Consider the following 23,899-nt stretch of genomic DNA (forward strand, 5'->3'; position numbering starts at 1 on the left):
ATGATCTGTTTTCAAGCAGATGAATTCGCTCTTGCTTTATATGGCTTGGGTTTATTGGTTGGGCGGCTTTTGTATTTCATCTGTTTCAAGCACATCATTACTCGTATCGAGTGTAGTACTTTGAAAAAATGTATTTGAGCTTAAAGAAGATTCAATCGGTGACTTTCCCTGTGAATTCTCGGGGAATTGGTCAGACGAGTTATATTGTTTTTCAATATATTGCCGAAGTGATGGGAATTTGGTTGGATCAAATTTACTTAAGTAATTCAGCAAAAATCGATATTGCTCCGGGGACAAAATTTCCGCCTGTTTGCCTGTCAGAAAATTCTCAACCTCAGAAAAATGAATAAAATTATTGATAAATCGTGCACATTTTTCGGCATCATAATGATTGGTTATCGCCGAAAACAAAATGCTGAGCAAACTCTGTATTCCGTTTTCTTGGCTTTTCGATTTGAGTACGCAGATTTCTGTAAGTAATGATTTTTTATGACTAGTCGGTGTATTTTCATAGATGAACATCGTTAGTTCTAGCAGATGGTTAAATTGTCTTTCACCCTCACCATTAGGCTGGTTAGCTGCCCGCTGAAGTCCTTGCAATATTAGTAAAAAATTACTTAACTCAGCATAGCGCCCTTTTGCGATAGGTTTGAGGAAATGATTGTGTATTTTATCGCCAATCTGAGTAGAAGGCACCGATATTAGCGTTTTGATTATCTCGCAAACGACTTCTGTAAGACCTTCATTGTTAATAACAGACGAATTTAAAAGAGCACAAAGATCAATAAGTAAGCTTACTCCCGACATATATTTCGTATTCGTTATGAGATCCACAGCCTGAGGAGATTGTTGGCAAATGTCCTTCAATAAGTATGCTAGCTTTGATGTCATCACCTGATTATAGGGATTCTTAGCGGAATCTGTTAATGCAAAGACAATACTCGAGATACCAGACTTTCCTGCCATGTAAACCTCCCCTTGCCCGAGGGTGGTAATTGCCTTAAAAAAGGCTGTCTTTGATCCTGTCATGAGTATGTCAACAATATCAGCAAGCAAAACAAATGAATTGACATCAGAATTTGAAACGATTGAGATAAACTGGTGCACCCATGTATGTCCAACTGTCCATCCTTTATATGGACCATGTGTTTGAACCTGTTGCATTGAATGGATTAGAACAGCCGGATTCTTCACATAGACTTTCTTAAAAAAACTATGTGCATTGTTAACCAAGTCTAATTTTTGGTTTTCAATCGCCAGTTTGAGTAGACAAGTTATCCAAAAAATAATATTTGATTTGGCAAGCGCATCTGCTGAGGCAGTCTCGATGTAATTTGAAATTTGTTCCGATAATTGAATCTGTTGCCAATACGTTAACTTGAACGAAGTGGCTGCGTATAACTGTTCTGGTGTAACACCTTCAATTTGGGAGCTAAAAGAATTTGAATCAGTAAAGTCAATTAACAACACTTCCCGTTTTTCATCATCCAATGGTATGTTCTCCAGTTTAGCGAAAGTATAGGACATTCTATTAGCTTTATTATACTTGAATTGTAAATATAAAGCCACCTCGACTATATATTGATCATCTCGGTCCTTTATGACTGGATTGGGGTATCTTAATTAATACTTTAGGCATGTTGGTTGATTTTGCTCTAATCATTGACTATAAATAGATATATCGCCAATTATGAGGTTATCTTATGCCCCTCTTTAAGAGTAAGCTAAACAATAATCAATCCGAAATAATGAAGCAAACTTTGAAATGTTTAGAAAAGCATCGTTCGATGGGGCCAGAGGTTGCCAAAGAAATTCAATCGTTTAAAGATAAATTGAACAGTTCAAATTCTCCCCAAGCATTTTATAGTATCAATGATGCACTTATCAAATATGGAGAATCCCTCGCCGTTAAGCTATTTCCTCAAGGACAAAACTTCCCAGACAAACTAACCATGAAAGCGCTTCATAAACAGCTCGAAGATGATCCCGAATTATCAGCCATTCTCGATGGGATTGATTACGTATCAACGTTCCTTAAAGAAACCCTTGAAAATAAAGAAAAGCTGACCTTGGAAGGCTTAAAGCACGGTCTTAATGAACAGCAGTTTAAAGCCTTAGTCGATTGCATTCATAACATAAAGAGCATCATCCCCACTGCCATTTCCATCGATACGCAAGTCTCTCAATTTAGAGAAGAGTTAGAGCGTGCGACATCGCTAGAAGAAGTGCAGGATATCGAGTCACAAATTGCTATTATTCACAATGCGCTTAATATAATGTATCAAAAAACCATCGAATTCCCACAAGATGAAGTTGTGGCTGGCGCACTTGTTCAATTTCTATACTCTAATTTTCATCTGTTAGATAAAATGCGGTCGTTTAACATTCATGGCAATTTAACTGATGACATTTTATATGCTGAGGCAAACCTTCAAAATAGAACAACGCCAAGCTAAGATGAAACATACATGACTATCTGAAGGACCTATTTAATTTAAACAATGTGATTGGATTTACCTTCTAAGTACTATGTAGGATTTAATTCTAATTTTAATCTCAAAATGACCGCTTCTGAAAATTACTGTTTTACATCGACGGAAAACAATGGCATATTGAAAAGATGTTAATTGGCAAAGGAGCTGTACATGCCGACCAAATTATCAGCAAACCCTGCTTCGACTATGCCGGCTGGTGTTGTACCACTCTTTTTCATTCAAATAGTTTGTACCCTTGGCTTTAGTGTCTTATATTCAAGCCTGGTTTTGTATATGACAAACAAATTAGGCTTCGATAAAAGTCTCTCAAGTCTCATCATGGGTGTGTTTGTTGCCTATAACTACGGGCTCCACTTACTAGGCGGTATCTTTGCAGGCCGTTTTATTTCAAATCGACTACTGTTTTGCTTAGGCATGGCTGCGCAATTAATCGGTTGTTTATTGCTTTCCAACACCAATGAAACGTTCATGTATTATGGTTTGGCGGTTTTTTTAACCGGCTCAGGGCTCAATGTCACCTGTTTAAACTGCATGCTTACCCAATTATTTGATGCCGATGACACACGCCGCGAATCGGCGTTTTTCTGGAATTATGCTGGGATGAATTTTGGTTTTCTCATCGGCTTTACCATGAGCGGTTTCTTTGAGATTAGTCAATCCTATGGCGACCTGTTCCTCTTGAGCAGCCTTGGTAATGTCTTCGCCGTGATTATTTGTGTGTTTCACTGGTCAAAATTTCAGGATAAAGGGACGATTTGGGCGGAAAAGGATCGTCCTACACAGATTCGCCATGGTGTTGGGGTTGTCTTATTTATCCTAGCCATGCCCATTGTGTTAAGGCACTTATTATACCAAGTCGTGTTCGCCAGCGTATTTGTTTTGGTGGCCGCGGTACTCATGTTTGTGATTTTAACCTATGTTGCTTATCAGCAAGAGGATAAGCAAATTCGAGACAAAATTCTCGCTTTCTTAGTGCTTACGCTAATGGGCATGGTCTTTTTTACGCTATATGGTACGGCCCCCATGGGATTGACCCACTTTATTGATCATAACGTTGACCGCGCATTTGGCAACAGCATCATCCCCCCTCAATGGTTTCAAAATGTGAATACGATAGCCATTATCCTGGGTGGTCCCTTGCTTTCCATGGCCATTAACAGAGCGCGAAAAAATGGCAAACAAATCTTGCTGACACAGCAATTTTTTCTGGCGTTATTTCTTATCTCCGCCGGTTTTCTCATCCTCCCCGTTGGCATCCGCTTTGCCAGCTCGCTTGGATTTGTCAGCCCTTCTTGGATCGTGGCAAGCTTTCTCTTTCAAAGCATCGGCGAGTTATTTATTTCTCCTGTGGGTTATGCCATGGTTGGCGCTTTAATACCGCCTTCGATGCAAGGCGTCATGATGGGCGTATGGATGATGACATCTGGGGTAGGTTCAACGCTTGCCGGTTATAGCTCTTGGTGGATGACCGTAGGCCAAGCCAGTTCAGATCCAATCATTACCAATACCAATTATAGCTACGTCTTTAGCATGCTTGGTTTAATTACCTTAATCGTATCGATTTTACTGCTGATTATCACCCCGAAATTAAACCAATTACTGGCAGAAAAACCTCTCTCTGCTGAAAATGCTGACGCCGAAGACCCTGTCTTAGAATAAAAAGTCAGGGTATACCCCTGACTCTCTCATTCCCTTGCTGTCTAACACCCTGAAATTTGTACTTTATTAACAATCTAAGTATTATTTTTAACCATTTTATGATATAATGAAGCTTTCCTATCATTCACCATGCATTTGACCAGGAGTTACCAATATGCCGGCACAGAACAATTTTTTTCAAAAGTTGAAAAATTTTAAAATGACAAATCAACAAAAAAAACCGGATTTAAAAAAGAATTTCTTTGAAAATTACAGCGACCATCTTGAATCGCTTAAATTTAAATTTTTAGATACCCTCAAACAAAATGTCGAAAATGGCAATGATCTCAGCGATGTCATGTTTACTGGCTCTGCATTATTACTGGATCCGAAACATCTTCTTATCTTGGATGCGTTACGAGACGGCCATGACTATCTGGACGAAGTGGTTGGTGCAACCGTTGTACCAATCGTTGGTGCACTGGCGAGCTTGGCTGCTTTCGGCCTTGGCATTTATGAAGGTGCTCAATCGCTAGCCATTCAATCAGGATTGGTTAAGGATGACAAGAAAGATCATGGTAACAAAGCAATAAATTACTTGGCAGCGTCAGGGTTAGCTTTAGTTGTGTCGGTCGTTAGCTTGATTAAATCGGTGCTAAGCTTAGTGACTCGACCCATTATCACCTTAATGCAAGGTTGGAAGCCTCAAGACACAGTCCGATTCTATAATGAGAATTCAGCTAAAGGTCAATTTGATAAGGGTCTTGAAAAAGCTGGAAGAGTTTTTGATGATGTTATAACTAATGTGTTTAACTAAAATTCTGCATCTACATAAATCATTCCAAATATCTTCTTCCTCCTCCGCTTCGTGCGGAGGATCCTCTTCCCCAATTCTCCCAAACGCCATCATTTCATAGAAGCAATTTTCAGCAAACCCCAGAAAAATAGTTTATAATTTATACTGATTGTTTTACAAGGAGTCGATATGAAATTAAAGTTAACAGCATTCTTTCTGATAACTATGATGGTTGGATTAAGTGGGTGCAATGGTATGGGTATGGGTATGGGCGGTGGACCAGGTTATCAAGGTTCCGCTTTTGGACCACCAGGCTATGGTCATCACCCAACTGGACTTAATATCTATACCAACCCTGGTTTCTATAACGATCCAATATTCCGTTAAAAATCTTAAGCAGGGGGCTTTAAGGTCCCCTATTTTCTCTCTAAACTCTTACTTCCCTGACGCTCACACCGACCGTGCTTTTTATCTCATTTAAATGTCGTTAGACCAAAACCCAACCTGCTACGATTTTTCTTCAGTGAGATACCGTGCAATCGATTGCGCTGCCATTTGACCTTGGGCAATCGCGTTAACAACGAGGTTTGCGCCTAATACCAAATCCCCGCCAGCAAAGATTTTGGGATGATGGGTTTGAAGCGGATAAGGTGATTCGTCTAATTGAATTAGTCCATTTGGCTTGGTCTGCAACCCTAATGGGTCAAACCAATCGAATTTGGCCGCATTAAAACCATAGGCAATAATCACCACATCGGCAGATAGGTGCTCTTTCTTATTGGTCAGTTGTAACTTGCCCTCATCATTAAATCGGGTATGTGTCACTTCCACTGAACTCAACCTTTCTTTCCCATGAAACGCAGTAACCTGGCGTAGCCAATGAAACTGAACCCCTTCCTCGCGGGCATGTTTGTAATCTTTATCGCTAATATGCAAATCGTCTTCACGCCGCCTATAAAGACAATGAACTTCTTTAGCGCCTAAGCGGATACTGGTTCGGCTGCAATCCATGGCCGTATCGCCCGCACCTAGGACTAGGACAACTTTTCCCTTAAAATCCATGGTTTCTGCTTCATAACCCAGCAAGGGCTTGATATTAGTGATTAAGAAAGGCAAGGCTGAATAAACACCTTCCATGTTCTCACCGGCCACATTCGCTTGGATGCCTGCATCCGCACCTAAGCCCAGAAACACTGCATCGTATTCACCAAGTAATGAATCAATGGACCGATCACGCCCAATTTCAACACCCGTGTGGAATTGTATCCCCATCCCCTCGAGGATATGCCTGCGCCGAATGACAACACGCTTTTCTAATTTAAACTGCGGGATGCCGAAGGTTAACAAACCACCAATTTGCGGATGTTTATCAAACACATCCGTGGCAATTCCTAACCGAGCCAACCGGTCTGCACAAGCAAGACCTGCAGGACCTGCACCGACAATGGCAACCCGATAGGGTTGCGCTTTGACACCGGATAAATCCGGCCGCCAACCTTGCCGCAATGCCGTATCGGCTAAATAATTTTCGATAGCACCTATCGTCACCGCTCCTAACCCGTCATTTAACGTGCAAGCCCCTTCACACAGTTGCGACTGAGGGCAAAGTTGGCCACACATTTCTGGCAAGCTATTGGTTTGATGCGCTAAATCCGCCGCTTCCATGATTCTCCCTTCTGCGACCAAGCGCAACCATTGGGGGATACGGTTATGGACAGGGCATTTCCATTGGCAATAAGGATTACCACAATCAATACAACGCGTGCTTTGGGCGCTTGCTTGGTCTTCCGTGTAATGGCTATAGATACTGGCAAAGTGTCGAATCCGTTGCTCAACACTTTGAACTTCCGGCGGTTGCCTCACTTGTTCAATAAATTGAAATAAGGGGATATGCACTTCTTTCATGAGGTCACCTGCTTAGGATGAGAGACTGGCAAATTCATGCCTTTCGGGTAGACAACATAAAAATCGCGACCACCCGTGGCTAAATGGCGTAACGCCTGAATACCGAGATCGCTATTTGTATGGTGAATGAATTGTTCCAAGTCATGCATGAGTAATTGCGCATAATAATCATCAGTGACGCTCAATAGCTTGGCAAATTCAACCGTTTCGGAATTGATTTGCGTCGACAAATTTTGTTCGTTATCCCAAATAAAGGCAATTCCCCCGGTCATTCCCGCCGCAAAATTGTTACCCGGCGAACTTAAAATGGTTACCTGACCACCTGTCATGTATTCGCACCCATGATACCCCACTGCCGCTACAACCGCATGAGCTCCCGAATTCCGTACCGCAAAGCGCTCACCAACCCGTCCATCGATAAAACATGCTCCGCCCGTTGCGCCATATAAACAGGTATTACCGGCAATCACATAGTTTTGGCTATCGATTTGACTCATCATGGGTCTTTTTAACACCACACAGCCACCGTTCATGCCTTTGGCCAAATAATCATTAGCCGCACCGGTTAAGGTTAATTGCATGCCATCGACAGTCCAAACGGCAAAACTTTGTCCTGCTGTACCCGTGAAATCCAGTTGCACCAAAACATCCTTGGCGATAGGCAAATGGGGGTCTTTTTTGATGAATCCAGCAATATTTGCACCAATACTTCGATCATGGTTGCTGATAGGATAACGCCCTTTCATTATCTTATTCGCTGCAAAGGCTTTTTCGGTATCACCAATCAATGCTTTTGCAAGTGGCGCTTTATCAAACGAGGGATTGCGAGGCTGACTATAATAATGCACACGCTGTTTTTCATCCTTTTGACTCGGATGTAACGGCGGCAAAGCCCATGGACAATTCTCGAGTTCTTTAAGCAAATCATGGCGTCCTATGACAGAACGCAACGATGGATAACCCATGTAGCTTAAAATTTCTCGAACTTCAGCAGCAACAGAACGAAAAAAGAACATGGCTCGTTCAGGATTTCCCTGATAATGTTCACGCCGCAACACCGCTTGTTGGGTGGCAACACCGGTTGCGCAGTTATTTAAATGACAAATTCGTAGATATTTACAACCTAAAGCCACCATCGGTGCGGTACCAAAACCAAATGTCTCAGCACCCAACAAAGCCGCTTTAACCACATCCAATCCAGTTTTTAATCCACCATCAATTTGCAAACAAACCCGGTGTCGCAACTGATTTTCCAACAGAATTCGTTGTGTTTCGGCTAACCCCAGCTCCCAAGGGCAGCCTGTGTTACGAATAGCGCTTAAAGGAGATGCCCCTGTCCCGCCATCATACCCAGACAACGTAATACAATCGGCATACGCTTTAACGACACCTGCCGCAATAGTTCCTATCCCTGGCTCAGAGACAAGCTTGACAGAAACATAGGCCTTTGGATTGATTTGTTTTAAGTCAAAAATCAACTGAGCCAAATCTTCAATGGAATAAATATCATGATGTGGCGGCGGAGAAATTAGGGTAACCCCCGGTGAACAGTAACGCAATTGGGCAATGGTTTTATTGACTTTGTTTCCAGGCAACTGTCCGCCTTCCCCTGGTTTGGCTCCCTGAGAAATCTTAATTTGTATGACGTCTGCTTGCATCAGATATTCAGCCGTCACGCCAAAACGTCCAGAAGCAACCTGTTTTATTTTCGATCTTTTTTGGGTATTATGACGATAACTCGCCTCCCCCCCCTCACCGGAATTTGAACGTCCTCCCAGCGCATTCATTGCCTCTGCCAGCGATTCATGTGCTTCAGGCGATAATGCCCCTAATGACATTGCCGCGGATTCAAACCGGGATGTAATGGTCTTTACGCTTTCGACTTCCGTTATGGGAATGGGTGATTTATCGGACTCAATCCGATAAAAATCTCGCAGCATGACAGGCTTTCTTTGGTTAACCCAATTAGCATACTCGCGGTATTTTTGCTTATCTGCAGACTTGCACGCTTCAATGAGTGTCATCACCACATCCGGGTGGTAGTCATGGTACTCTCCCCCATGCACATATTTATATAGACCTCCGTGGCGTGTGGGTACCAACCTGTCATGACTGTTGATAAAAAATTGATTTTGGTACTCAGTCAAGGCAAGCCAATCCAGCCGCTCAACTGCAAAGGGACAATCACCAAAACAAGCCTTGACCACATCCGAGGTTAAACCAATCACTTGAAACAATAAACTACCGTGATAGCTATTGATCGTACAAACCCCCATTTTTGACGCAATTTTTAGTAAGCCTTTATTCAAAGCTTGTCGATAATTTTTCCGTGCCAGAAAGGGATCATCGGTGACTTTATCGATTAAACGATAGGCTAACCAAGGGTGAACCCCTTCGGCACCCGTCGCAACCAACATGGCCAAATGATGTGCATCGCGAACCCAGCCCGAGGAAACCAAAATCGACACTTGTTCCCGCTTATTGTGTCTTACCAGCGTTTGATGAAGATATCCGGCTGCAAGGGCAGGATGAATGCTCGGTTTATCCGACTGCCTCTCCTCATCATACAAAACTAACATCAGGTGTTTATCCTTCAACTGATGCAAAACCTTGTTCGCCAATTTTTCCAACTCGTCCAAAAGATTTGTCGATTGATTTTCATAATGAAGGGATAAAGCATGAGGCCTATAAAACGCATTTTCAGTCTGGCACAACGTCTTAAATTGAATATTGGAAAGTAACGGACTAGGTAAAATAACTTGTTTTGCATGTTGAGCATTTCGCTTAGCAAGGAATGCACGATACCCTAAGCTTATCGTTAACGACATCACCGTTTTTTCACGTAAGGAATCGAGTGGTGGATTGGTTACTTGCGCAAATTGCTGACGCATAAAATCAAAGAACTGTCGCGGCGTGTGCGATAAAACGGCCATCGGGGTATCATCCCCCATGGAGGCAGTCGGCTCAACGCCATTCTGCGCCATAAACCGCAACGATTGCTCAATTTCTTCATAAGAGACATCAAAATATTTCTTGACGTCATCTAACACCGGTCGGTGATTGGGCGGGGCATGGTTATCTTCTTCATAGGGAAGCATTTTTTGTAGCGACGATACCCAATCACTGAAGGGATGGCGCTGATAAAACTGCCTCGGTGTGTCACCTTCGGTAATTAAACAATTGTTTTTGATATCAACCATGAGCATTGCCCCCGGAGGAATGCGGGATTGTTTGACTAAATCCCCATCCGGGATGTCAACCAACCCAACTTCGGATCCAACCACCACTAACCCTTGCTTACTTCGTTGATAGCGCGTTGGTCGAAACCCATTGCGATCGAGGATGCACCCCGCGAAGCGTCCATCAAAAAAGACCAGCCCGGCCGGACCTTCCCAAGATGGTAGCAGTGGAAAGTGAAATTGATAATAATCTCGGATTGGCTTTTCCAGGGTTGAATCATTTTCCCAGGCCGGTGGTAAAAGTAATCGAAGAATTTCAGCTGTTAGCATCCCAAAATGCCGATAAGCTTGAACAAATTGATCCAGGTTCAACGAATCGGAAACATTATCAGAAAGCAATGAGGGTAAATTCGCCAGCTCCGGGTAATAGGTTTCGATTAATTGCGGGCTAATTTGATGACCATAAACCCGATTGCCGCGAATGGTGTTGATCTCGCCATTATGAGCTAAGGTGGAAAAAGGCTGCACCAAGGGCCACCGACTGAGTGTATTGGTGGAAAAACGCTGGTGGAACAATGCCACTTTTGATTGCCACTGTTTGTTTTGTAAATCGGGGTAGAATTTGGCTAAATTGGGTGGCAATACCAAGGCTTTATAAACGATGGATTTTGATGATAAAGAGCATAGGCAAAAATCCTTTGCCTCTTTTAATTGCCATTCAATTTGTTTTTGCGCGATAAACAGCTGCCTTTCTAATTCAATACCGGACCATGGGCTTTCGCTAGAATCGATAAAAAATTGATATATCGCGGGTAAAGAGGCTGCCGCTGTTTCTCCAAGATAGGCTTTATCAATGGGAACTAAACGCCATCCGGAAACATTTAAATCTTGCTTTTTTAACTGGTTGCTAATCCGTTTTTGTTGGCTCTCTACTTGGTTTGGTGTTAGAAAACACATACCAACAACACAGCGATGGTGAATTGGTATCTTGGCGCGCTTTGCCAACTGACTAAAAAAGGCTTGATCCAGATCAAGTAGCAAACCGCACCCATCGCCTGATAAACCATCCTCGCTAACAGCACCCCGATGGGTCAAGCGAGCAAGACCTTCTAAAGCTTGTACGATTATTTGGTTTGACGGTGGTTCATGCACATTAACAAGCAAGCCAAACCCACAACTATCGCGTTCTTGGTCCATGTTGGTCCTAAGCCTATTGTTGGTTTACAAATCATTTAACGGGTAATTTTCACAGCGCTTACTGCAAGGAGTATATACCCTCTTTTCCACCCAATTTATTCAAAACCAGACTTTGGGCATGCATTATTTAAAAGTATAGCAGGGGTTCCTATCCCTCTCTCTGTACTGGACCAAAACACAGAACCAATTCGTGCCCGTGCCCGTGCCCGGTTTTTAACCGGCACCGCTCCTGATTTTTCGGAGGGCTGCTTCGAGCTCAAAGTGTATCTTTTAATTTTTTAAAACCGGGCACGGGCACGCTCACGGACACGTATTAGTTTTATGTTTTTTTTATCTTTTACAGAGTATCACCTAAACACTTCCACCCTATCTCATTTTTGATAGAAATAAAACAGGCCTTAGCCAAAGGGTTGAATAAATAACCTCTTTTGTGACATGATGAACGAATCAATAGGACGTTGATGTACGAGGCATAAATGGATTTTGCTTTTAATTTATTGATCATCATCATTGATCAGATTCTGCTTTTTGCGATTAATATCATGGTTGCCCGCAATACCGGCGAGGTATTATATGGTAATTTTTCAGTTGCCACCCAAGGCCTCTTAATTCTCGGTACCTTATTAACCCTCGGTATTGATTCAATTATTGATTATTACATTCCCAAATTACATCACTTAAAACACTACAAAAAGATCGTCTCGCTGATAGCATCCATTAAACGATTCATGATACCCATTTACATTAGTGTCTTCATCACTGGATTAAGTGTCTTTTTTATATTTATCTTCGATATATCACCCAAATTAAATCATGAAGTGCTCGTCCATCCCTTTTATATTTTCATCTGGGGTGCGGTATTTATTGCTTGTTACAATATCCTGATTCATTTGCTGCGTTCCATTAATCAAATGCGCATAGCAGTCAATATGAGCTTGCTGCAAAATGTATTGTATTTATTGCTGGTGGGATTGTTCATTTCCCTGGGCAATCATTACTTAGTCCATCCAACAATCCATGTCTATTATCCTCATCTATTACTCATTGCCTTCGTCGGCAGTTATGGCATCACCGGTTTTGTTTGCTATGCGCTTCTCGGTGGGATAAATCATGGCAAAAAGAAATTACCCCCAGAGGGTGTACCCATCAAATGGCGCGGAAAAATCCAAGGGTATACCATCCAAAATTTGAATGGTTATGTGTTTGCTGCTATCCCATTATTAGTCTTAGAATTTATTTCACCGAGTGAACATAATACTGGGTTATTTGCTGCGGTGATATCGATCATTACCGTGGCTCACCTTGCAATTTATCCATTAGGCATTCTTGTTGCCCCAGATATTTCCAGTGCTTTAAGTCATTCAAGCCGCCAATTAAAGAAAATTCTTAGCCGATATTTAAAGGTATGCTTTGCGATATCATTAGGGGTGATAGTTATCGTCGGCATTTTTGCTCAACCTATTTTATACCTATTCAAATCGGATTTTATCGATGCCTTACCTTACCTGTATGTCAGTTTATTTGAGATTGTTATTTATGGGATAAGTTTACCGCTCACAAAAATGGTCATGTTTTCTGCCAATGGTAGCCATTTGGGCGCAAAACTAACCCTGTGCTTACTCGCAACGCAAACCGTCGCAAGCTTCGTTCTCATTAAACAATTTGATATCGTTGGTGCGGTGATTTGCTTCATAGGCATTAGCCTAATAAACATGCTTGCCTTGCTTAGCTTAAGTCGCGCTATATTGACCACACCCAAAGATGCAAGGCAGTTCTTGGCTGATATATACACCTAACTTTCTAATGAATAGACCAAATTAACGAAACCAATTATCTTATAAATAAACTTATAGTTTCTTTTTGAAATTAAATGTTGACATTGGCGGAGCACCTCGTATAATGGCACCTGAATCGAACGAAAGTTGATTCATTAACAAGTCCAGTTAAAGCTATTTCAGACGGAACAAAGAAGTAGCAGGTTAGTGTGGACAGGATGTCTCATTAACATTCACAGCAGGAAAGTGGTGTTCACATAGCACCCAACTTCGCATGGCCAAGGTCCGATTGCTCCCTCAGTCGGGCCTTTTTTTAATGCAGGAAAACGCTATAACATGACTTACGCAAAACCCCTCTCCTGCCCTTCGGGCACCCTCTCACCGTTTCTGGGAAGAGGGGAAATTGAGGGAAGTTATTTAGAATTCATGTATAATTTAAGTAAATAGATTACCCTTAATATTTAAATGACTGGTTTATCCCTTGAGTACAGCTACTGCCAATTACCGAGCACATTATATACGACTATCACCCCAAAGCCGTTTCCGAGTGCTGAATTAGTTTTATTCAATGCCACCCTTGCCAAAGATTTGGGATTAACATGGGATGAGTCAGATAAAAACACCCTTACCCAACTCCTTTTGGGCGCTCAATTGCCACCCAATGCTGAGCCAATCGCTATGGCTTATTCGGGGCATCAATTTGGCCACTTTACCCATCTGGGGGATGGTCGGGCATTTTTATTAGGGGAATACATGACCCCCAATAAACAGCGAGTTGACTTTCATCTAAAAGGCGCAGGGAAAACTATTTATGGTCGAGAGGGGGATGGTAAAGCGGTAATAGGCCCCATGCTAAGAGAATACATCCTCAGTGAAGCCATGCATGCATTGCGAATTCCGACTACTCGATCCTTAGCGGTAATTAGCACGGGGGAATCCGTCTATCGCCAGGGACTGCAACCCGGTGCTCTATTAGTCAGAGTTGCCAGCAGTCACATTCGTTTTGGAACATTCCAATACGCCGCCATCCAAGGCGACGCAGTGGTTAAGGACTTACTAACCTACACGGTCCAAAGGCATTATCCGGATTTATTTGACGTTGACCAGCCACTTGCCTTAGCGTTTTTAGATCGCATTTTACAACAACTGGTTAATCTTGTGGTGCATTGGGAAAGAGTGGGATTTATTCACGGGGTAATGAACACGGATAATATGGCTGTTTCGGGTGAAACATTTGACTATGGCCCGTGTGCCTTTATGGACAACTACAGCCCACTTTGTGTATTCAGTTCGATTGATAACTATGGCCGCTATGCCTTCAAAAATCAAGCCCCTATTGCCCAATGGAATCTCACCCGATTAGCTGAAAGCTTATTACCGTTGATTGATCCAAATCCTGACAAAGCTATCGACTTAGCAACCCAATTATTAAATACTTTCCCATCCCTGTATCAAATAAAATGGCTGCAAATGATGCGACAAAAATTAGGATTGCTTAGCGCACAAGAAGACGATAAACATCTCATTGAATCGCTTTTATCCATCATGCATCAACATGCCCTCGATTATAGCGACACCTTTTTCAAATTAACCTATGAAACAACATCGCTTGTTCAAGAAATAAATTCGCCGCTCCAAAGCTGGTTAAACACCTGGGAGACAAGACGTCAGATCGAAAATAATGACGCAGGCCATCAGGCGATGTGCCTTGCAAATCCTGTGGTTATTCCCCGAAATCATCGCGTGGAATATGCGCTGACACGAGCTGAACGAGAAGGTGATTTATCTGCGGTGAATGCGTTGTTGGATGTTGTTAAAACACCTTATCAATTAACCAAAAAAGCAAAACTCTATAATACGCCCCCCCTTCCTGAGGAACGCATTCAAGCAACCTATTGTGGGACATGATGTTTTATGAGTCGACCGATTCATTGCGAGTGATTCGATATAAAACATGCTGTGAAAAAGGGTGATCGGCTGGTAAATTGGGGTGATCAAAGCCGCCTGTCACATCTTCTTTCATGCCTAATCGCTCCATGACGTTGCGCGAACGTTGATTTTTAGGAACAGTAAAAGCAACAATTTCATCCAAATGACATTGGTTGAATCCATGCTCGAGTGCGGCTTTTGCTCCTTCGGTGGCGTACCCTTGCCCCCAAAAAGGGGAATCCAATCGCCATCCAATCTCAACGGCAGGCGCAAAATGCACGGGCATGGTAACATAGTTCAGGCCGATAAACCCAATCATCTCACCTGTGCTTTTCAACTCAACTGCCCATAATGTATAACCCTTTTCTTGTAGCTGTTTGTTCTGTTTTGTTATAAAGGAATAAACCTGCTCATGGGTTAATGGGCCTGCGAGAAATTGCAAAACTTGTTCGTTTTGATTGATGCGGTAATAGACTTCTTCATCTTCCTTTCGCCATGGACGAAGCAGTAATCGTGCGGTAGAGAGTGAGATCATCGCAAAACCCCATGAAGATTAGTTAAAGGGGGAGCGATACTACATTAGTTTGCAAAGGGAAACAAGTTAATTGAATGATCACAGGTAGATTACCCAAATTTCAACTCTTTGCAACTATGATTGGCGGCTCGTGCATAATTATCACGGCTTTCAGGGTGCGGTTCTCGTTGAATGAGTGACCAACTTTCAAATATCATGCCGCTCCCAAGACCATCCTTTTTTGATAGCGGTGTGTTGACAGACTTTAATTTTACCGTAGATTTTCGCTTTTCCATGATTGTTCCATCAGTCAGTAATCAATGTAGCGTAACGTATTTTAATCAAATACATACTTAATTATAGACCAACATTACTATGTTTGTCTAATTTTTGATCACTTTTTTACTAATTATCACTCTCGTAACGTAACTGATTAAATAAAAAGAAATTTTTTTATGTCTTTCCTTCTCGCAAACCGCTCGGGACGTTCTTTAAATTTTAGGTTATAGTTAGGTTGTGAATAATACCAGCAGGACTTACGAAAATCGCCAAGGTCAAGGCAAAAAATGTTTTTAATCAGGGAGTTTAGATTAACTAAGCGACTGAATTAAAAACATTTTTTTAACGAAGAGATTGGCGTTTTTCGTAAGTCCTGACCAATTTGGGAGACTAAACGTGTGGGGATTTATTGTACTATTGATATTAGTGCTAATTTATTGGCGCTTTTTTTTAACCCCTAAGCAAAAACCCCTTGCCAAGCGGATTGCATCCTTGCCAAGCCAAACTCAAAAAAATTCAGCACCATTAGTTGCTAAACCAACCATGCCTTCCCCCATTGAAATTCCCTTAAATCGAGACAGCCATGAACAGCTTGATAATTTTCAACTGTTGCAACTGGAAGAATCCGATCAAAAAACATTAGCAAAAATGCAAAATGTGATTCAGTCCATTCCAAGGCCCCACCCGATGATACGAAGCTTGTTAGCCAGCAATAACTCGGAAGATTTATATAAATTAGTCAAAAGCGATGCATTTATTGCTGCGAAAGTATTGCAGGAAATCAACTCAGGTCAATTCTACCTGAGTAAAAAAATTACCCGCTTGAATCACGCTATTTTATATTTAGGGGCCAACACCATAAAAAACATCGCGTTTCAATGCCTGATGAACACAACCTCCGCAGTGAAGGATAAAGAGTTAAAACGCGCATTAGAAAAAATCTGGGCTCATGGCTTCTTAGCTAGTTCTTTGGCTTATGTTTTTGCTAAAAATCTTGGTTTGACTGATGCGGCCGAGTTGGGTACACAAGCGTTACTTTCGTATGTCGGTAATCTGGCTATTTTGTATTACGATCCGTCGCTGTCGAGGTCGTTTGATAAAGACATCATGTTACTAGAACGACTGACTATCGAACAACAATCATTACACACCAATGCCGCGTTAGTCGGGAGTCAATTAGCCAAAGCATGGAATCTTCCAGACGTATTAATCAACAGTATTCATGATAGTCTGCTACCGCTTGCAACCCCTGCTGCTCAATGCACTTTGCAGGGAAGTTATTTGCGCAATATTGTTCTATGTTATCTTAGTTGTCGGGTCGGGGAGCTCATTTTAGAACATGAGATGGATGATATCACAAAGCTTGATTTGTTCGATGAAGACCTAATAGAGCTATACTACCTTCCTGACTATTTTCAAATGACTGGATTAAATACTATTTACAATTTATTAACCAAGCCGGCCATTCAACGAGAGATTAATAAATTGATTAAGAACATGACTTAGCGTCTTGCGGAGTAGAATCCCACATGACGCCTACGGCTAATGCGGGCGACAGTTTTATTTTTCTTCCGTCCTATCAAGTGTTAAATAACGCCATTTTTTCGGACACTCTGTCTGCTAACGCCACCGCGGATAAAATCTGTTCTAATCCGACAGGTGGGCAAGTAATTTCCCCATTTAGCCAGCGTGCATACGCTTGAAACTGTCGCTTATAGGCTTCACGGTAACGCTCGACAAAACTATAATGGGGTAAATCACCCATTCGACCTTGTGAGTTACTGTGACTAAAGGTAGTTGGGTATTGGTTGTCCACTTTGAGCATCCCTTTTTCCCCTAACACTTCAACACGCTGATCATAACCAATGCCACTTTCACGCGAAACATCAATGGCAACTAATGCACCACTTGCTAACTTAAAGCTAATTAAAGCGGTATCAACATCGTGAAAGGTCTTAAGCTTGGGTTCAATTAATGCATCCGCCAGAATAGTCATATCGGTTACCGGTTCATTGCATAAAAAATTTACCATATCTAAATCGTGGATGACAAAATCATAAATTAGTCCGCCGGATCGTTTAGCAAACGCCAAATCAGGCCGTTTTGGATCACGATTGGTAATTTTTACCACTTGTATTTTGCCAATTTCCCCCTCAGCCAACCGGTTTTGCAATTCCGAAAAATGGGGATCGTAACGTCGATTTAATCCCACTTGGACATCGGCTCCGCGCTCTCGTAATGTGTGCTGTAATTGGCTTAAGGTTTCGACTCGATAAGAAATGGGTTTTTCACAAAATAGCTTTTTGTGGTAACGGCTGCATAATTCAATCAACTCAACATGTGCGTCACTGCTAGCCGCAATGATAACACCGTCTAACGCATCATCTTGCAATACCGTTTCTAATTGGGCAATGGGTGTGATGTTTTGACCCGCTTGGTTATCCACCACATAGTTAACCTGAAACTCTGGCATTGATGACAAGATATCAAAATGCATTTTTCCCATTCGACCAAAACCTATCATTGCAACCTGTTTCATGTTTACCCCCGAATGTCCGATAAATAGTGTTTCGCTTTTTGTGCATACAACAGTGGTTCTGCCTTAGCAGGGTCTTGCTCAGCTTCGACAACGATCCATCCTTGATAATGAACATGATGCATTTGCAAAAGTATGGGTTTGAAATCAATGCAACCATCGCCAGGAACGGTAAACATTCCTTGTTTGACAGCTGTCATAAAACTCCATTTCTGCTCAATTGCCTGTTGTAAAATGTCAGGACGAACATCTTTTAGATGCAACAGTCGAATTCTTGCCCCGTATTGGCTGATTAAAGCATGAATATCGACTCCCGCCGCATAAGCATGCCCTGTATCCAGCAATAAGCCCACTAATTCGGGGGAAGTATTGGCCATAAGCCTATCGACTTCATCTTGGTTTTGCACACCAGTTCCCAGATGGAAATGATAAGCAAGCTGCATCCCCATTTCAGTCGCTATTCGTCCCATCGCCTGCAATCCATCGTATAAACGTTGCCATTGGTCATCATTAAACGTTGGTTTATGATGGCCAAATAATGGCAAGTCTTTTTGTTGTATGCTGTCATTGACTTCACAAACATTGATAATGGTAGCACCGACATTTTTTAAAAAGCTGGCTTTATCAAAAAAGGCATCCAAGGTCTGTTGATACTGATAAGGGTTAGTGAAAAAAGCACTAAACCAAGCACTGGATAAGCTTAAGCCCTGGGAGGCCAATCGCTGTTTCAAATCCTTAGCATCTTTAGGATACTTTGAACCCAACTCCGTTCCCTCAAAGCCTGCTTGGCGCATTTCGCTAATACACTGCTCAAAAGAGATATGTCCACCTAAACTTGGATCATCATCGTTGGTCCATCCAATGGGGGAAATTGCCAGTTTGCATTTGTTTAACATCATTAATCCTTGTTAATACGCTCGAATAGTGTCGGGCTTTGGCTCATCTAATGCCGCCACCCGCCACCAGGATTCATAACCACTCGACATAGTATCACTATCGACTTTGATTTCGATTAATACCGAACATGCGGCATCTTTTGCATCCTTTAATGCTTGCGCTAACTGAGCGAGACTATTGGCCTTAAAGGTCATTGCACCTAAACTTTTTGCATAGTTACTAAAATCGATGGATTGTGAGAGCTGGGTTTTAAAACTGTTTGAACCATGGGAGCATTGCAAGTTGTTAATGCATTGAAATCCTGCATTATCAAAAAGCACAATAATCATCTTTTTCTTCATCTCAAGCGATGTCACGAGCTCTGAGTGCATCATTAAAAAACTACCATCGCCAACTACCACGTAGGCATTGCCTTGGCATTGTTGCCGACTTTTAGCAAGACTCACCCCTAAACCAGCAGCGACTTCATAGCCCATGCAAGAAAAGCCATATTCCAAGTGGTAGTCTTTAACGCCTTTGCTTAACCACAATCGATGTAAATCACCTGGCAAGCTGCCTGCCGCACAAATGACTGTATCCTCGGCACTTAGGTGTTGATTGAGGACGCCAAGCGCCGCCGTTTGCGATAAGACCCCATTTTTTTCCCAAGGCTCATAACAACGAAATACCTCTTTTTGCCATAGTTGCTTCAACGAAGCAATCTGTGATTGATAGGCATTTGATGTTTTATAATCAGCCAATGCGGTTGTTAACACATTAAGCGTTTGTTTCACATCTGCTTGTACCGATAGGGCATCCATTTTAAAACTATCCATGCGGTTGATATTGACCTGGATGATTTGTGCATTGGGGAATAACCATTTTGAGGCCGTGGTAAAATCTTGCAAACGGGTTCCCAATGCTAGGACTAAATCCGCTTGTTTGCCTAATTGATTGGCAACTAACGTACCGGTCGTGCCAATACCACCGACGTCAAAGGGATGATGTGAGGGCAAAATACTTTTCCCTGCTTGAGTCACCGCAACGGGTATGCCATGTTGACTAGCAAAATCAGATAATGCTTCAGAGGCTTTCGAATAAATTGCGCCCCCACCGGCAATGATTAAGGGGTATTTTGCTTGGCTAATCGCATGGATCACATCATCCAAAACGCGCTGGCTTGGGGAAATTCTGTCAATATGCCAAACACGCTTTTCAAAAAAGTGATTGGGATAATCAAAGCGTTCACATTGAACATCTTGCGGTAAGGCTAAGACCACGGCACCTGTTTCAGCCGGGCAGGTTAATACCCTCATGGCATTGATTGCCGCTGTCATCAGCATTTCAGGACGCATGATTCGGTCAAAATACTTCGATACTGGCTTAAACGCATCATTGGCTGTGATATTAGCATCATAGGGCTGCTCAATTTGCTGTAAAACCGGATCAGGCTGCCTATCAGCAAAGATATCGCCAGGTAATAACAATAAAGGAATACGATTGCTGGTTGCCACGCCTGCGGCTGTTACCATATTCAATGCGCCTGGACCAATGGACGATGTGCAAGGGATGATCCCTAATCGGTCCATTTGTTTTGCGAATGCTATCGCTGAATGTGCCATGCCTTGTTCATTGTTGCCGCGAAACGTTTCGATGCCATAATTGTCAAACTCTAACGCAGCACCCAATCCCGTCACATTGCCATGACCAAAAATAGCAAACATGCCATGAATGAATGGATATTCCACGCCATCGAGGCTAACATACTGATTCGCTAAAAACCTTAGCAGTGCTTGGCTACAAGTTATGTTCGTTGTTGATGACATATTATCCTCTCCATACTCGTTGATTCGCACTATTTTGACGGCACCAGTCATGCTCTGGAACAAATTCGGGAACGATATAAGGAGCATTTTGCAAATGCCGGATAAACCATAGGGTATATAAGGCATAACCCGGTGCAGCAGCATGCGCGTGCGTTTTCTGATTTTGAATGACTAAGGTATCAGTGTGGTATACCTTCAGTGCATTATCCCCGTCTTCAGCAAATGCAAATCCTTGTGGCTCTGAGAAGCGATAGTGATAAATTTCTGGCTGAGGATGATAATGGGGAGGACAGCTGGACCACCGCCCTTGGAAGGTAATAATTTCACCCACAACCAAATTTGATTCAGGTCGATTACGCTTATCAAATACCGTCCGAACAATCCGGTAAGACACATCATCTAGCAACCCCTTCCCTCGGTGCTCATTTTCAAGCAGGTTGTGTTGGTCAAACAGCAACGGTTCGAATTCATTGACATTCTCTGTCTGCATGATGAGTAACTCACAGGCCGATAACGCATCGATGTGAATTGCCTGCGAGTAAGGGGTATGCAAAACGTAAGGCGCTTCATCAAAATAAGAGCGCCTTGTTACCGATTGCTGACGACTTGCCCAAGAAAAATTAACTTGACCATACAACAATAAGGCCGCTGTTTCCAAGCCATCATCAATAGTGAATTGCTCCCCTTTATTCAGCTTTAATACACAAAAATTCATTCCCGTTTGGTAAGCATCCTGACAGCTAACCACACGGGTCAACCCCAAATCAAAGCCCGCTTTGGCTTGAATCAAGGGTGAACGTGTCAAACTGGCCTCATCAACAAAGAGATCATTTAGCACCTTGGCACCTCGTTCTGGATATTGCTGAATAAAATGCAATAATTCCGCTTTGGTTGGCATGGCGGGTGCACACCCATGTCGAGTACTCACGATGGCACCGCAAGCATTCCCATAACTTAATGATTGCAACCAAGACTCATGATGCACTAATCCATACAAAAGACCGCTCATGAAGGCATCCCCCGCACCTAAGGTATTTAATACCTCCACGGGATACGTGTCTGCGTGAATAATCTTTCCCTCCGCCAAGTGCACTTCACTGCCTTCTAATCCTTTTTTATAAACAATGGCAGCATCGGTTAATTGACGAATCTGCGTGATAGCCTCATAGACATCCGGCTTACCACCTGCAATCATCAATTCCTCATCGGTACCAACAATCAAATCACAATCCGCTAGAAATGATTGGTAGTGTTGGCTTACTTCTGAATTGGCCACATAGCGATTTTGTGCATCATCCGCTGTGCATAGTCCCCACAAAATGGGTCTGAAATCACAATCCAAAATCACCTTGGTTTGCGATGCTTTCGCCAACTCAATGGCTTTGCGCGATGTTTTTCGCATGGCATCCGTGGAAATTCCCGTGCCGGATAATTGCAAATAGGTTGCTTTGGCAATTTGGCCAGCGTCTAAATCCTCGACCGATAATTGCATATCCGCGCAATTTTCACGATAAAATAATAATGGGAAGGTTGATGGTGGCGTGATGCCTAGAAAAGCAAGCGCAGTTAAATTATCTTTCGTTTGAGAAACACTATCGGTATCAACTTGCTCTTGCTTAAGTGTTGCCAGTAAAAAATCCCCCATGGCATCATAGCCTACTTTTGAAATCAAGGCAGAACGCAAGCCTAACCGCCGGCATCCAACGCTGATATTCCCTGGGGAGCCACCCAAGTACTTCTTAAAGGATGAAACATGACTTAACGGGGTATTTAATTGTTCTGCATACAAATCGACTGCCACTCGCCCCATGGCAATCACGTCTATTGTTTTATTGGTCACAAACAGCTCCTTATTAATGCTTGGTGTGATGACAATTTGTCGCTAGATGGTTACCCAATCCCCCGTGGTTAACGATTGTTTTGCTGCAAACGCCATCTTTACCGCCGTCAAGCCATCTTCCCCAGTCACCACAGAGTTTTTTTTGTGCTTCACACAGTCTAAAAAGGTGTGAATTTGATCCTGATAGGCTTGATGGTAACGTTCTAAGAAAAAAGGATTCAAGGCCGCTGTGCTTTGCCCTGACTCACGCCAGGATTCAACGGCATGTTGTCTTGGATTATCAACCACCCATTGCTGATTATTGCTATATACTTCGGCTCGTTGATCATACCCATACAATGCTTGCCTGCAATTATCAATCATGGCCATTGCACCCGTATCAAAACGAATCAAGGTCACAGCGGTATCAATATCAGCAAACGAGGCTAATCCACTTTCCACAGTACAGCTGCCCATGGACGCAATCGCAATGGGTTTAGCATTCGAGAGAAAACAAACCATATCAAAATCATGAATCGCCATATCCATGAACAAACCGCCGCTACTTTTTAAGTAACTAGCAGGTGGGCAATGGGGATCACGGGAGGTAACCTTTATGACTTGCGGTGTATCCTTGCTTTGCTTAATTGACCGTTGCATGGCGGCAAAATTTGCATCAAAGCGCCGATTAAAGCCAATTTGTAAAAAGGCGCCTGCCTCATTGACCTTATTCAATGTTGACTGGATAAGCTTAAGGTCCAAACCAATCGGTTTTTCACAAAGAATAGCGCAGTTAGCTTTAACCGCCTTTTCGATATGCTCTAAATGTTGATCCGAAGGTGAGGCAATAATCACCGCATCGAGCGACTGACTTAATAATTCATCCAAAGAGTGACAACTAACATAACCTGAATCCTTAGCCCAGGCCGCATCCAACAGGGGGTCGTAAACAGCGATTGTGTCAACCCAATTATGATTTTTAAGAATTGACATATGCAGTTTGCCAATTCTACCTGCTCCAATAACACCGACATCCATCGTTACGTCCTTTATCCAAGATACTTCCAACTGACCTTATATCAAAAACGAACAAGAGATTGTAGCTAATTCGTTAAAATTTCTTTTTAGCGAAGCA

General features: G+C 42.5%; 17 protein-coding genes. 7 read left to right on the top strand and 10 right to left on the bottom strand.

From position 1 onward, the window contains the following. Positions 1-51: 51 nt before the first annotated feature. Positions 52-1,527, bottom strand: a complete 1,476-nt coding sequence (locus tag AB3348_RS09620; protein WP_367607391.1) for a hypothetical protein — start codon at positions 1,525-1,527, stop codon at positions 52-54. Positions 1,528-1,748: 221 nt separating this feature from the next. Here AB3348_RS09620 and AB3348_RS09625 point away from each other — a divergent pair, with 221 nt between their 5' ends. The 4 genes from AB3348_RS09625 (at position 1,749) to AB3348_RS09640 (ending at position 5,316) form a co-directional block, all read left to right on the top strand. Further along, positions 1,749-2,456 carry a hypothetical protein gene (locus AB3348_RS09625; RefSeq protein WP_367607392.1) on the top strand — a complete coding sequence of 236 codons (708 nt, stop codon included), beginning with the start codon at positions 1,749-1,751 and terminating at the stop codon, positions 2,454-2,456. Positions 2,457-2,645: 189 nt separating this feature from the next. Further along, positions 2,646-4,154 carry a peptide MFS transporter gene (locus AB3348_RS09630; protein WP_367607393.1) on the top strand — a complete coding sequence of 503 codons (1,509 nt, stop codon included), beginning with the start codon at positions 2,646-2,648 and terminating at the stop codon, positions 4,152-4,154. A 199-nt stretch (positions 4,155-4,353) separates the two neighbouring features. After that, a complete protein-coding gene (locus tag AB3348_RS09635; RefSeq protein ID WP_367607394.1) occupies positions 4,354-4,950 on the top strand; it encodes a hypothetical protein in 597 nt (198 codons plus the stop codon). A 168-nt stretch (positions 4,951-5,118) separates the two neighbouring features. Beyond that, complete coding sequence (locus AB3348_RS09640; protein WP_367607395.1) at positions 5,119-5,316, top strand: hypothetical protein; 198 nt, start codon at positions 5,119-5,121, stop codon at positions 5,314-5,316. A gap of 120 nt (positions 5,317-5,436) precedes the next feature. Here the strand turns inward: AB3348_RS09640 and AB3348_RS09645 are convergent, their stop codons facing one another. Next, the gene (locus tag AB3348_RS09645) at positions 5,437-6,834 is read right to left on the bottom strand and encodes an FAD-dependent oxidoreductase (RefSeq protein WP_367607396.1); all 1,398 of its coding nucleotides are present in this window, start codon (positions 6,832-6,834) and stop codon (positions 5,437-5,439) included. Beyond that, complete coding sequence (gltB, locus tag AB3348_RS09650; RefSeq protein ID WP_367607397.1) at positions 6,831-11,210, bottom strand: glutamate synthase large subunit; 4,380 nt, start codon at positions 11,208-11,210, stop codon at positions 6,831-6,833. The genes AB3348_RS09645 and gltB overlap by 4 nt, the downstream gene beginning before the upstream one ends. Positions 11,211-11,686: 476 nt before the next feature. Between gltB and AB3348_RS09655 the strand changes: the two genes are divergently transcribed. Further along, positions 11,687-13,006 (top strand): hypothetical protein, encoded by a 1,320-nt coding sequence (locus AB3348_RS09655; protein WP_367607398.1) that lies wholly within the window; start codon positions 11,687-11,689, stop codon positions 13,004-13,006. Between the two features lie 444 nt (positions 13,007-13,450). Beyond that, positions 13,451-14,893 carry a YdiU family protein gene (locus AB3348_RS09660; protein WP_367607399.1) on the top strand — a complete coding sequence of 481 codons (1,443 nt, stop codon included), beginning with the start codon at positions 13,451-13,453 and terminating at the stop codon, positions 14,891-14,893. A gap of 4 nt (positions 14,894-14,897) precedes the next feature. On the opposite strand, the gene AB3348_RS09665 is transcribed toward AB3348_RS09660, so the two are convergent. Together AB3348_RS09665 and AB3348_RS09670 are read right to left on the bottom strand one after the other, a co-directional pair. After that, on the bottom strand, positions 14,898-15,449 hold the full coding sequence (locus AB3348_RS09665; protein ID WP_367607400.1) for a GNAT family N-acetyltransferase: 552 nt from the start codon (positions 15,447-15,449) through the stop codon (positions 14,898-14,900). Between the two features lie 89 nt (positions 15,450-15,538). Beyond that, positions 15,539-15,724, bottom strand: a complete 186-nt coding sequence (locus tag AB3348_RS09670) for a hypothetical protein (RefSeq protein ID WP_367607401.1) — start codon at positions 15,722-15,724, stop codon at positions 15,539-15,541. 379 nt (positions 15,725-16,103) lie between these two features. On the opposite strand from AB3348_RS09670, the gene AB3348_RS09675 reads away from it, so the two are divergent. Then, positions 16,104-17,213: an HDOD domain-containing protein gene (locus AB3348_RS09675; protein ID WP_367607402.1), complete on the top strand. Its 1,110-nt coding sequence runs from the start codon at positions 16,104-16,106 to the stop codon at positions 17,211-17,213. 73 nt (positions 17,214-17,286) lie between these two features. On the opposite strand, the gene AB3348_RS09680 is transcribed toward AB3348_RS09675, so the two are convergent. From AB3348_RS09680 to AB3348_RS09700, 5 genes are read right to left on the bottom strand one after another with little or no spacing between them, the layout of a single operon-like run. After that, positions 17,287-18,246 carry a Gfo/Idh/MocA family oxidoreductase gene (locus tag AB3348_RS09680; protein WP_367607403.1) on the bottom strand — a complete coding sequence of 320 codons (960 nt, stop codon included), beginning with the start codon at positions 18,244-18,246 and terminating at the stop codon, positions 17,287-17,289. Between the two features lie 2 nt (positions 18,247-18,248). Beyond that, positions 18,249-19,142, bottom strand: a complete 894-nt coding sequence (gene iolE / locus AB3348_RS09685; RefSeq protein WP_367607404.1) for a myo-inosose-2 dehydratase — start codon at positions 19,140-19,142, stop codon at positions 18,249-18,251. A gap of 9 nt (positions 19,143-19,151) precedes the next feature. Next, positions 19,152-20,945 (bottom strand): 3D-(3,5/4)-trihydroxycyclohexane-1,2-dione acylhydrolase (decyclizing), encoded by a 1,794-nt coding sequence (gene iolD, locus AB3348_RS09690; protein WP_367607405.1) that lies wholly within the window; start codon positions 20,943-20,945, stop codon positions 19,152-19,154. A 1-nt stretch (position 20,946) separates the two neighbouring features. Beyond that, positions 20,947-22,785, bottom strand: coding sequence for a 5-dehydro-2-deoxygluconokinase (gene iolC / locus AB3348_RS09695; protein WP_367607406.1), 1,839 nt, complete (start codon positions 22,783-22,785; stop codon positions 20,947-20,949). A 42-nt stretch (positions 22,786-22,827) separates the two neighbouring features. Then, positions 22,828-23,802: a Gfo/Idh/MocA family oxidoreductase gene (locus tag AB3348_RS09700; protein WP_367607407.1), complete on the bottom strand. Its 975-nt coding sequence runs from the start codon at positions 23,800-23,802 to the stop codon at positions 22,828-22,830. Between the last annotated feature and the right edge of the window lie 97 nt (positions 23,803-23,899).

Source organism: Legionella sp. W05-934-2 (genome assembly GCF_964199965.1).
GTDB lineage: Bacteria > Pseudomonadota > Gammaproteobacteria > Legionellales > Legionellaceae > JAFIFT01.

Excerpts from the sequence above, each read along its gene's own strand:
- AB3348_RS09630 (WP_367607393.1), top strand. The coding sequence starts at position 2,646 with ATGCCGACCAAATTATCAGCAAACCCTGCTTCGACTATGCCGGCTGGT.
- AB3348_RS09680 (WP_367607403.1), bottom strand. The coding sequence starts at position 18,246 with ATGAAACAGGTTGCAATGATAGGTTTTGGTCGAATGGGAAAAATGCAT.
- AB3348_RS09645 (WP_367607396.1), bottom strand. The coding sequence starts at position 6,834 with ATGAAAGAAGTGCATATCCCCTTATTTCAATTTATTGAACAAGTGAGG.
- iolE (WP_367607404.1), bottom strand. The coding sequence starts at position 19,142 with ATGATGTTAAACAAATGCAAACTGGCAATTTCCCCCATTGGATGGACC.
- AB3348_RS09670 (WP_367607401.1), bottom strand. The coding sequence starts at position 15,724 with ATGGAAAAGCGAAAATCTACGGTAAAATTAAAGTCTGTCAACACACCG.
- AB3348_RS09655 (WP_367607398.1), top strand. The coding sequence starts at position 11,687 with ATGGATTTTGCTTTTAATTTATTGATCATCATCATTGATCAGATTCTG.
- AB3348_RS09660 (WP_367607399.1), top strand. The coding sequence starts at position 13,451 with ATGACTGGTTTATCCCTTGAGTACAGCTACTGCCAATTACCGAGCACA.
- gltB (WP_367607397.1), bottom strand. The coding sequence starts at position 11,210 with ATGGACCAAGAACGCGATAGTTGTGGGTTTGGCTTGCTTGTTAATGTG.
- AB3348_RS09700 (WP_367607407.1), bottom strand. The coding sequence starts at position 23,802 with ATGGATGTCGGTGTTATTGGAGCAGGTAGAATTGGCAAACTGCATATG.
- AB3348_RS09665 (WP_367607400.1), bottom strand. The coding sequence starts at position 15,449 with ATGATCTCACTCTCTACCGCACGATTACTGCTTCGTCCATGGCGAAAG.
- AB3348_RS09625 (WP_367607392.1), top strand. The coding sequence starts at position 1,749 with ATGAAGCAAACTTTGAAATGTTTAGAAAAGCATCGTTCGATGGGGCCA.
- AB3348_RS09620 (WP_367607391.1), bottom strand. The coding sequence starts at position 1,527 with ATGTCCTATACTTTCGCTAAACTGGAGAACATACCATTGGATGATGAA.
- iolD (WP_367607405.1), bottom strand. The coding sequence starts at position 20,945 with ATGTCATCAACAACGAACATAACTTGTAGCCAAGCACTGCTAAGGTTT.
- AB3348_RS09635 (WP_367607394.1), top strand. The coding sequence starts at position 4,354 with ATGACAAATCAACAAAAAAAACCGGATTTAAAAAAGAATTTCTTTGAA.
- AB3348_RS09640 (WP_367607395.1), top strand. The coding sequence starts at position 5,119 with ATGAAATTAAAGTTAACAGCATTCTTTCTGATAACTATGATGGTTGGA.